Source organism: Acinetobacter sp. TUM15064 (genome assembly GCF_008980265.1).
GTDB lineage: Bacteria > Pseudomonadota > Gammaproteobacteria > Pseudomonadales > Moraxellaceae > Acinetobacter.
The window spans coordinates 26,421-35,982 of the sequence record NZ_BKFU01000036.1; the positions used below are offsets into that span (position 1 = coordinate 26,421).

Here is a 9,562-nt window from a genome sequence, read left to right on the forward strand (position 1 = left end):
TTTGTTTTAGAAGTTTTCTAGTACAATTTTGCCTTTTGACTTGCCTGATTCAAGTAACTTATGCGCCTTCTCCAAGTTTGAAGCGTTAATTTTGCCTAGATTTTGGTTGAGGGTACTTCTAATTTTTTGCTGGTCAACTAGTTGGGCAACCTGTTGCAACAGATCACCTTGCTTTTCAATATCATCGGTTTCATACATTGAACGGGTGAACATCAACTCCCAATGGATAGAAATAGATTTAGTCTTAAACGGCATAATATCAAATGTTTGTGGATCATCGATCAATCCAAGCTTGCCTTGTGGTGCAATCAGAGAAACTATTTGCTTGATATATGTTTCTGTATGATTTGTAGAGAATACGTATTTTGGTTTTGCAATGCCTAGTGTCTCGATTTGTGCATTTAAATCTTTGCTATGATCAATGACATGGTCGGCACCAAGTGATTCCACCCAAGATTTCGTTTCTTCACGTGAAGCTGTTGCTATAACGGTCAGATTTGTTTTTGCTTTTAGGAGTTGGATAGCAATTGATCCTACACCACCTGCACCACCAATAATTAAAATACTGCCAACTTCTGTTTCTGAAATTTGAAACCGATCAAACAGCATTTCCCATGCCGTTATTGCAGTTAATGGCAATGCTGCTGCTTCTGCATTAGATACTGTAATTGGTTTAAGACTGATAATTCGTTCATCGACTGCTTGAAACTCAGCATTACTACCATCTCGGGTTAAATCGCCAGCATACCAAACAGAATCTCCTACTTTAAACGAGGTAACTTTTGAGCCAACTTCAATAATTTCCCCAACGGCATCCCAACCTAAAATACGATTATTTGCTTCAGACGAATTTTTTCTCACTTTGGTATCAACTGGATTCACAGAGATTGCCTGAACTTTTACCAGTACATCACGCTCCTTAAGCGTAGGCTTAGCTTGTTCAATATCTACCAATGAATTTTTAAAATCATCATGGTTATTTATAACATACGATACGGCTTTCATAGATTTGTCCTTAACTTTAAAAATATAGTAAAAATGGGAGCAAGGTGCTCCCATTTTTTGTTATTCAATTATTAAAACTCTTGGCTCGTTGGGCGTAAAACAATTTCATTAATATCTACATCCGCAGGCTGTTCAATTGCATAAGCAATTGCTCGAGCGACTGAGTCAGCTGGTATAGCTTGTTTGTAGAAATCAGTAACAAACTCTGAACTTTCTTTATGAGAAGAACCGAATTTTAGTTCTGACTCAATTGCACCAGGCTCAATAGTAGTCGTTCTAATTGTCCCCCCAACTTCATGACGAAGTCCTTCAGAGATGGCTCTTACAGCAAACTTAGTACCGCTATAAACAGTACCTCCTGGACTAAATACTTTTAACCCTGCAACAGATGCGAGATTAATAAAGTGTCCAAAGTTTTGTTTTTGGAAAACAGGTAGGGTAGCTGCTATACCATAAAGAACACCTTTAATATTGATGTCGATCATACGATCCCATTCATCAACTTTTAGCTCGCTTAATGGTGCAATAGACATTAATCCAGCATTGTTTACCAATACATCGATTTGACCAAATGCACTTAATGCCTTTTCAATAAGTGCCTGTACTTCATGTGGTTTGGTTATATCCATACCAATAAATTCAGCTTGACCACCTTCAGTACGAATGTCGTGAACAATAGCCTCTAATTTTTCAGTACGTCTAGCACCAAGTACAACCTTTGCACCTTTTTTAGCAAGTAAGCGAGCAGTAGCTTCACCTAAACCACTACTTGCACCAGTGATAACAATAACTTTATTTTCTATATTATTCATACAAGTGCCCTTCAACCTATCTGTCAATCATATTTGATGGGTTAAGTATTACAGCCTTGTTATATATAATAAATGAATAATATTATCTTTCAGAATTCCTATTTACGGAATAATTGCCATAACACAGGATTGGACATGCATAACAAATTGGAAATGATGCGTATCTTTTGTGTCGCAGCAGAGTCTCGAAATTTTAAAGAGGCAGCCACTCAGCTCGGTATTTCCCCGCAGCTAGTGACACGGGCAATAAAAGAGCTAGAAGAGCAGCGCGGAGAGATTCTGTTCTACAGGAGTACTCGACAAATTAAAATTACTGCTGATGGTGAGCGTTTGGCAAAGCAAGCACGTTTTGCGGTGGGATCGATTGATGCTCTGCTTGTAAAAGACACCAAGGAAAAACGAGATGAAATGCGTGGGACTGTCCGTCTTACTGTTTCGTCAGTGTTAGGGCGTAAATTGGTAGTACCTGCACTAGCAGAATTTGCCACACGTTATCCAGATATTGTCGTGGATTGTGTGCTAACAGATTCACACTCGGATGTGATCGATGAGCGGATAGATATCGGGATCAGATTTGGATTTTTGCCGGACAATCGATATGTGGCAAGGGAATTGGCGAAAGTGAACTTTTATTCTGTGGGTACGCCAGAGTTAATTGATAAGGTCGGAATGCCCAAAAAAATTATTGACCTTGATAAATACCCTCTAACAGCACTAGTCGATCATAAAACAGGGCGTAACTGGCCATGGACATTCACCGAAAGTCGAAACTTTACGCCATCAAATCCCCGTTTTATTACAGATGATCTAGAAGCTGAATTTCAAGCGATTCTCGCTGGAGTTGGATTCGGACACATGCCTGGATTTCTAGTTTTGCCGTGGCTTAGGAGTGGTAAGCTCATTCAGATACTTCATGAGGAAACCTCTCCCGTTTGGCGTCTGTATTTATATCGTCCACAGCGGGGCCCGACACCTTTGCGAATCCGAGCATTGTTTGATTACTTAGCGGAAGTGCTGGGCCATATAGAAACCTGAATCAGATGGAACTAACTTTTTTCTAGAAAGTAGAAATCAGATAAGACCATCATGTATTTAGAGTAACTACAATTTTTCCTATTTGCTGATTTGATTCAAGATAGCGCTGAGCGTCATGCATGTCCTCAAAGTTAAAGCAACAGTCGATCACTGGACGAAGATATCCTGCACCTATACTGCTAAGAATAAATCGTCTGGCTTGCTCCCTTAGAACAGGGTCATGGAGAACCTCAAGGAACAAAAAACCTCGCATGGTTAAGCTCTTGCGTAATGCAACTTTAAGGGGAAATGGTGTGATCTCCGGGCTAAGCGCACCATGCATAACCATAGTTCCTCCTACAGACATCGCTTTTGCAATCTGTTCAATATGTGGCCCTCCTACAGCATCGAAGGCGACATCAAGATGTTCTCCACCTAAACGTAAAACAAGCGCCTCATACAAATCTGGTTCATCTTCACTGGCTATAACATTTTTAACACCGAGATCCAGTAAACGTTGCTTTTTCTCTATCGTCTGTGTACTTGCAATGACCTTAGCACCCGCTGCTTCAGCTATCTGTATCGCAGCTAGTCCTACGCTACTTGAAGCTGCTGTGATCAAGATCGTTTTGCCTTTCGAAACTCCACCAGCATGGATTACACCACCCCAAGCCGTCAAATACTGCATCCAGATTGAAGAAGCTTCTTCCCAGCTTAAACTATCAGGTTTGTGAACTAAAAAAGTTTCTGGAATCAGAAGCTTGTCCGTATATGTCCCATATTTGGCTAGATTGTCAGTCGGAAGAATCGATACTGCATCTCCTGGAGAAAATTGGCGTACACCTTCACCTATTGCCAGAACTATGCCTGCTCCCTCATATCCCAGGCGAGAAGGGAATACTGCCTTTTGAATATAAGTACCACGCCGAAACATTACATCAGCCCGATTGAGTCCGATCGTTTTCATCTGGATTAGAACTTCTCCTGCTGCTGGTAAAGCAACAGGAAGTGTTTCTAATGTCAGAACATCTGTATCTCCAATACAATTGAAGCGCCAAGTCTTGGCCTGAAGTGCGTTAAATGACATCAATAACGACCTTAATATTGGCAGAGCGATCTTGAACAGCATCATGAGCTTCAATCGCTTGGTCTAGAGTAAAATGACGAGGATCAACAATAGGACGCAGTTTACCTTCCTCAACGAGACGAGTCGCGATCTTAAGGATATCACCATGATGAGCACGGCGATTGCCTGTTAACATCGGCATTAGGACGAATACGCCAGACACTGTGGCACAACGTAGAGATGAACTCGCTAAATTATGATTACCAAATGCAGCACAGCTGGTAATGTGGCCATAGTGAGTTGTCATGGAAAGTGAAGCTTCGAGTACTGGACCACCCACAGTGTCGTAAACAATGTTAAAACCTTGACCCTCAGGGCTTGCAGCAATAATGTCATCGGAAGATGCTGTTGTGTAATCGAGAGGTGTTGCACCGAGTTCTGAAATCAGTGATTGATCAGCTGTACGACCAGTCGCCCAAACATTTGCATCAAGTGCTTTTGCAAGCTGAACCACCATATAACCAACGCCACCAGCACCACCCTGAACCAGTACAGTTTGCCCTGGTTGGACCTTCGCATTATCCACTAAACCTTCCCAAGCGGTGAGGAACGTCAATGGTAGTACTGCTGCCTCGCGCATAGAGATATTGCGTGGCTTTAATGTGATCAGATCAGCATCTGCTACAACATATTCTGCTAAAGATCCTTGAAGACCACGAACGCCACCTATCAGACCGTAAACTTCATCTCCGACGTTGAAGTGGGTGACACCTTCACCAACAGCAGTTACAACCCCAGCCATATCTGTTCCCAACACGGCAGGAAGTTCTGGCATAGCATATGGTGCTTCACCAAGACGAATTTTATAATCAATAGGGTTTACACCACTAGCATGAATACGTACTAGAACTTGCCCAGCCTCTGGTTGAGGTATAGGGAGTTCTACACGTGTAAATTCATGATCGCCAAAATTTTCTAGGATAAGAGCATTCATCATCTTATTCATAGTTGTTCCTTATTCTTAACTGGGGGATGATATGCACAGTACCAAAGTAAATTAATCCAATAAATGATATTTATAGGATTTAATAATTCCTAAATAATGAATAATAAATATCATCCGCTCACTAAAAATATTCTAGTACAGTCTGTAAAGGCATTTTAATCTAAACTGTCGGTAGTATTTTCAAGGCTTGAAACGTTTAAAATATCTACAAAGTGGCTAAAATTTGAAACATAATTCTAAAAGGTCACAGCATTACAAAGAACATGAGCCAAAATAAAAAATGGGAGCTAAAAGTCCCATTTTTTTGTGACTTTCGCATAAGCTCTATGATGTTAATTTAAAAAAAACTAAAAACAGGGATAGAAAATTTTCGCTAAAGAGCTTTTTGATTTTCGATTTATAAAAAATATTGCTTTTTTTATACTATGGGGTACTATAGTATAAAAGCTAGCAAATAAGGAGGTCTGATGCCTAATCAGGTTGAAGACAAAAAAAAGATTCTTCTACGCGTCAGAAAGATCAAAGGTCAGACGCAAGCGATTGAAAAAGCGTTAGAAGACAATGTGGAATGTGGTGCAATTCTGCAACAAATATGCTCTGTGCGTGGTGCTATTAATGGTTTAATGAATGAGATGTTAGAGGTTCATTTAAAGGACACTTTAGTATCAGGTGAAACCACAGAACAACAACGAAAAGAAGAGTTGGCTGAAATCGCTAAGATTCTAAAATCATATTTAAAATAGATCTGTATAAGGAATTATTCCATGAAGTCACGTGCTGCCGTTGCGTTTGGTCCTGGTCAACCTCTTCAAATTGTTGAAGTTGATGTTGCACCACCAAAGAAAGGTGAAGTATTAATTAAGATTTCCCATACCGGTGTGTGTCATACAGACGCATTTACTTTATCTGGCGATGATCCTGAAGGTGTTTTTCCCGCTATTCTCGGGCATGAAGGTGCTGGTGTTGTAGTTGAGGTTGGTGAAGGCGTGACTAGCGTCAAACCAGGTGATCATGTTATTCCACTTTACACTGCTGAATGTGGCGAGTGCGTATTCTGTAAATCTGGAAAATCGAACTTGTGTATTTCCGTTCGCGAAACTCAAGGTAGAGGCGTAATGCCAGATGGTACCACTCGTTTTTCCTACAATGGTCAACCGATTTACCACTATATGGGCTGCTCAACGTTCAGTGAATACACTGTAGTGGCAGAAGTATCATTGGCTAAAATCAATCCTGAAGCCAATCATGAACATGTCTGCTTACTGGGTTGTGGGGTAACAACGGGTATCGGTGCAGTACACAACACGGCTAAAGTACAAGAAGGTGATAGTGTTGCGGTCTTTGGTTTAGGTGGTATTGGTCTGGCAGTCGTACAAGCCGCACGTCAAGCTAAAGCAGGGCGTATTATTGTGGTTGACATGAATCCAGATAAATTTGCGCTGGCAAAAGAGTTTGGTGCAACGGACTTCTTGAACCCTAAAGATTACGATAAACCAATCCAGCAAGTAATTGTCGAAATGACTGGCTGGGGTGTAGATCATTCATTTGAATGTATTGGTAACGTGAATGTGATGCGTTCAGCCCTTGAAAGTGCACACCGTGGCTGGGGACAATCCGTAATTATTGGTGTAGCTGGCGCAGGTCAGGAAATCTCTACCCGTCCATTCCAACTGATTACTGGTCGTAAATGGCTAGGTTCTGCCTTTGGTGGCGTAAAAGGTCGTACGCAACTTCCAGGAATGGTTGAAGATGCCATGAAAGGTAAAATTCAATTAGAACCATTTGTGACACATACGATGGGCTTGGATCAGATCAATGAAGCCTTTGATCTAATGCATGAAGGTAAGTCAATTCGTACTGTAATTCATTACGAATAATTGCGTCAGACCTTATACTTTTCCATGCATGTGCATTATGAATGACATGCATGGAATCCTCTAAAACGGTACATCATCTGTAAAACAGATCTATCTGTGTAGGCATCGTGTATAGGTTCAATAAACCTGCCTACATTTTAAATCTTTATCACTATTCTCTGTGGAGAATGTAAGACTCTTTGTTTACTTGATTTCTCATGAAGTCTTGCTCAACATAGGTAATTGATTATGGAAATAATTGAGAAACATGCTTCTTTTGGTGGATCGCAAGAAGTGTATCGCCATCAGTCAATAGCATTAAACTGTTCAATGAAATTCTCAATATATCTGCCACCTCATGACAAAGATGAGCGGTTGCCAGTTTTATATTGGTTATCAGGACTGACTTGCAACGAACAGAACTTTATTACTAAAGCCGGAGCACAAAAGTATGCGGCTGAACATAAAGTCATTATTGTTGCACCAGATACCAGCCCACGTGGAGAGGATGTACCAGATCATGCAGATTATGATTTAGGCCAAGGCGCAGGATTCTATGTGAATGCAACACAAGCACCCTGGTCACAGCATTTCAAAATGTATGATTATATTGTGGAAGAGCTCAGAAATCTGATTGACCTGAATTTTCCGACCAATCAAGTCCAAAGCATTATGGGGCATAGCATGGGTGGTCATGGTGCATTAGTAATTGGGTTAAAAAATCCTGAGCTGTATAAAAGCATTTCTGCTTTTGCACCAATTGTTGCACCTAGCCAAGTACCTTGGGGGAAAAAGGCTTTTACACACTACCTAGGTGAAATCGAAACTTTATGGAAAAGCTATGATGCGATTGAATTAATCAAAAATGCTGAAGTTCATTTACCTATTTTAGTCGATCAGGGAACAGCTGATGATTTTCTTGAAGAACAGTTAAGGCCTAAGCTTCTTAGTGGTATTTGTTTGGAAAAAGAATATCCTCTTACACTTAACCTAAGAGAAGGGTATGACCATAGCTATTACTTCATTGCGAGCTTTATAGAGAAACATATAGAGTTTCACAGCAAATTCCTAGCTAAATAACTTTCATAGATATGAGGATGTACAATGTTGTTCTTGAATGCTTCTTGAGCAATATAATTTCCAGATGAAGAGGTCAGCTTATAAATCTAAGGACGAATCAATTGATCCTTATATAACTAAGATTGAATTTAATCATCTCATATCTTAATTTTTTGATTCAAATGTTAATGATATTAACTTGAATAAATTCATAGCATTATGCCGAAATAAAAAAATCAGATTTTGGCTCAGCTATGGGAATTTTTTTTAACTTTTATACAACAAAACTTTCTGACATGCATACATTAGCAATGTCAGAATCGTTTTAATTCTAGTCAATTGTGGAGTTTTAGTCATGCTTAAAACAGCTTTATATGTCCGTCTTGAAGCTAAACCGGGTAAAGAAGACGAAGTGGAAGCTTTCCTTAAAGCCGGTTTACCTATTGTAATGGAAGAACCTGCGACAGTTGCGTGGTTTGGCTTACGTCTTGGACCTACAACATTTGGTATTTTTGATGCATTTCCTGATGAGGCGGGTCGCCAAGCGCATTTATCTGGCAAGGTTGCAGCTGCGTTGATGGCTCAGGCCGAAGAGCTATTTTCAGAGCCACCGTCTATTGAAAAAGTAGATGTTTTGGCGAGTAAACTACCAGCTTAAACCGACGCTTAAATGTATGAGTGTGCTGCCTGAAATTTTGAATGAAAGGCAGCACTTCAACCCTGTGAGGTTTGTCAGAGGCTTTTTATTCAAGTTGGGCTACTTTATTTATTGGCTTAATCTCATCATTTAAATGGGTCAATATCCAGAACAGGGCAAGGTGAATAGCCACCGATTTTGTAGACACTCTTTAGTTAGATAAAATGGCTAATTAACGAGGTGTTTATGAGCCGTACCAGATTATTCAATCCTCTGTCGTAGACAAAGACATATCGATATTGAGATTCTCTATCAAAAAAGTATGGGGGGTCTCCATCTGCCCACTTATAGTACCAGTTTGAAGTTTTTAGGTGAAGTTGAATGGAAATGCAAAAAACATCATCTGAATATCGTCGGCAATGACGTAAACTGCATATTTGTATAGATGCTAAAACCTTGCAAATGAGCTGTACAGCTCACAACAAATAATGCCAGTGATTCACAAGTCTTGGTGTTCTGCTGAATCAAATCCCATCTATTGATTCTGTCTATACGGATGAGCATATGACACGAAATTGTGCAGACAAGTGATTTCAGATCGTCATGCACATACCTTAATTCCTCCAAGAAAAAATGCGAGGCCATGGTAAGATAAGAAATTGGGATCTTTAGATAGAAATGAGTTATTGAAAACAGTTAAACGGCTTGGAAGATCCCTCTGGAAAAAGTGGTCTGACTATCATCGTCGAAGTTTGGTCGAAACCAAGATATATTGCATCAAATTATTGGGAGATAAATTAACGGTAAGAAGCTTTCCTATTCAGGTGAATGAGATTCATGCTCGTGTAGCGGTCTTGAATAAATTCACTGAATTAGGTATCCCTCATACACAAGTTGTATCTTAAATTTGACTCACTTAGCAGAACTCTGCCTTTCAAGCCTTTGTACAACAAAGCCTATGTTAGTTAATATCAGTTTTATCCTGCACCATCCGCAAGTTGCGGATTTTTTTTACTTTGTTTTTTTTGAGATTAATGATTTAATTATTATGTTGTCAATAAAAACAACGATTCCTTGTATCAGCGCACATGACCAAGGGGAAAGCCT

Annotated in this window: 9 protein-coding genes and 1 pseudogene; 6 read left to right on the forward strand and 4 right to left on the reverse strand. The window is 39.9% G+C overall.

The annotated features are described in order from the left end of the window. Positions 1-6: 6 nt before the first annotated feature. Both GBI16_RS11505 and GBI16_RS11510 read right to left on the reverse strand, forming a co-directional pair. Entirely contained in the window at positions 7-1,005 is a 999-nt protein-coding gene (locus tag GBI16_RS11505) for a zinc-binding alcohol dehydrogenase family protein (protein ID WP_151707120.1), read from the reverse strand. Between the two features lie 71 nt (positions 1,006-1,076). Continuing rightward, on the reverse strand, positions 1,077-1,817 hold the full coding sequence (locus tag GBI16_RS11510; RefSeq protein WP_151707121.1) for an SDR family oxidoreductase: 741 nt from the start codon (positions 1,815-1,817) through the stop codon (positions 1,077-1,079). 135 nt (positions 1,818-1,952) lie between these two features. Here GBI16_RS11510 and GBI16_RS11515 point away from each other — a divergent pair, with 135 nt between their 5' ends. Next, a complete protein-coding gene (locus GBI16_RS11515) occupies positions 1,953-2,852 on the forward strand; it encodes a LysR family transcriptional regulator (RefSeq protein WP_151707122.1) in 900 nt (299 codons plus the stop codon). Positions 2,853-2,901: 49 nt separating this feature from the next. Here GBI16_RS11515 and GBI16_RS11520 read toward each other — a convergent pair whose 3' ends face one another. Continuing rightward, the gene (locus tag GBI16_RS11520; protein ID WP_151707123.1) at positions 2,902-3,918 is read right to left on the reverse strand and encodes a zinc-dependent alcohol dehydrogenase family protein; all 1,017 of its coding nucleotides are present in this window, start codon (positions 3,916-3,918) and stop codon (positions 2,902-2,904) included. Beyond that, positions 3,908-4,903, reverse strand: coding sequence for a zinc-dependent alcohol dehydrogenase family protein (locus GBI16_RS11525; RefSeq protein WP_151707124.1), 996 nt, complete (start codon positions 4,901-4,903; stop codon positions 3,908-3,910). The genes GBI16_RS11520 and GBI16_RS11525 overlap by 11 nt, the downstream gene beginning before the upstream one ends. 467 nt (positions 4,904-5,370) lie before the next feature. Between GBI16_RS11525 and GBI16_RS11530 the strand changes: the two genes are divergently transcribed. From GBI16_RS11530 to GBI16_RS11550, 5 genes and pseudogenes are all read left to right on the forward strand, one after another. After that, positions 5,371-5,646: a metal/formaldehyde-sensitive transcriptional repressor gene (locus tag GBI16_RS11530; RefSeq protein ID WP_001133624.1), complete on the forward strand. Its 276-nt coding sequence runs from the start codon at positions 5,371-5,373 to the stop codon at positions 5,644-5,646. A gap of 21 nt (positions 5,647-5,667) precedes the next feature. After that, a complete protein-coding gene (locus GBI16_RS11535) occupies positions 5,668-6,780 on the forward strand; it encodes an S-(hydroxymethyl)glutathione dehydrogenase/class III alcohol dehydrogenase (protein WP_004740249.1) in 1,113 nt (370 codons plus the stop codon). A 228-nt stretch (positions 6,781-7,008) separates the two neighbouring features. Continuing rightward, positions 7,009-7,839 carry an S-formylglutathione hydrolase gene (gene fghA / locus GBI16_RS11540; RefSeq protein ID WP_151707125.1) on the forward strand — a complete coding sequence of 277 codons (831 nt, stop codon included), beginning with the start codon at positions 7,009-7,011 and terminating at the stop codon, positions 7,837-7,839. A gap of 334 nt (positions 7,840-8,173) precedes the next feature. Beyond that, positions 8,174-8,476 (forward strand): putative quinol monooxygenase, encoded by a 303-nt coding sequence (locus GBI16_RS11545; protein WP_000920558.1) that lies wholly within the window; start codon positions 8,174-8,176, stop codon positions 8,474-8,476. Positions 8,477-8,711: 235 nt separating this feature from the next. Then, positions 8,712-9,360, forward strand: a pseudogene (locus tag GBI16_RS11550) (IS5 family transposase); the annotation flags it as partial. Between the last annotated feature and the right edge of the window lie 202 nt (positions 9,361-9,562).

What these genes read in the sequence shown, in the direction of transcription:
- GBI16_RS11545 (WP_000920558.1), top strand. Translation starts at nt 8,174, where the DNA reads ATGCTTAAAACAGCTTTATATGTCCGTCTTGAAGCTAAACCGGGTAAA.
- GBI16_RS11535 (WP_004740249.1), top strand. Translation starts at nt 5,668, where the DNA reads ATGAAGTCACGTGCTGCCGTTGCGTTTGGTCCTGGTCAACCTCTTCAA.
- GBI16_RS11505 (WP_151707120.1), bottom strand. Translation starts at nt 1,005, where the DNA reads ATGAAAGCCGTATCGTATGTTATAAATAACCATGATGATTTTAAAAAT.
- GBI16_RS11520 (WP_151707123.1), bottom strand. Translation starts at nt 3,918, where the DNA reads ATGTCATTTAACGCACTTCAGGCCAAGACTTGGCGCTTCAATTGTATT.
- GBI16_RS11530 (WP_001133624.1), top strand. Translation starts at nt 5,371, where the DNA reads ATGCCTAATCAGGTTGAAGACAAAAAAAAGATTCTTCTACGCGTCAGA.
- GBI16_RS11515 (WP_151707122.1), top strand. Translation starts at nt 1,953, where the DNA reads ATGCATAACAAATTGGAAATGATGCGTATCTTTTGTGTCGCAGCAGAG.
- fghA (WP_151707125.1), top strand. Translation starts at nt 7,009, where the DNA reads ATGGAAATAATTGAGAAACATGCTTCTTTTGGTGGATCGCAAGAAGTG.
- GBI16_RS11525 (WP_151707124.1), bottom strand. Translation starts at nt 4,903, where the DNA reads ATGAATAAGATGATGAATGCTCTTATCCTAGAAAATTTTGGCGATCAT.
- GBI16_RS11510 (WP_151707121.1), bottom strand. Translation starts at nt 1,817, where the DNA reads ATGAATAATATAGAAAATAAAGTTATTGTTATCACTGGTGCAAGTAGT.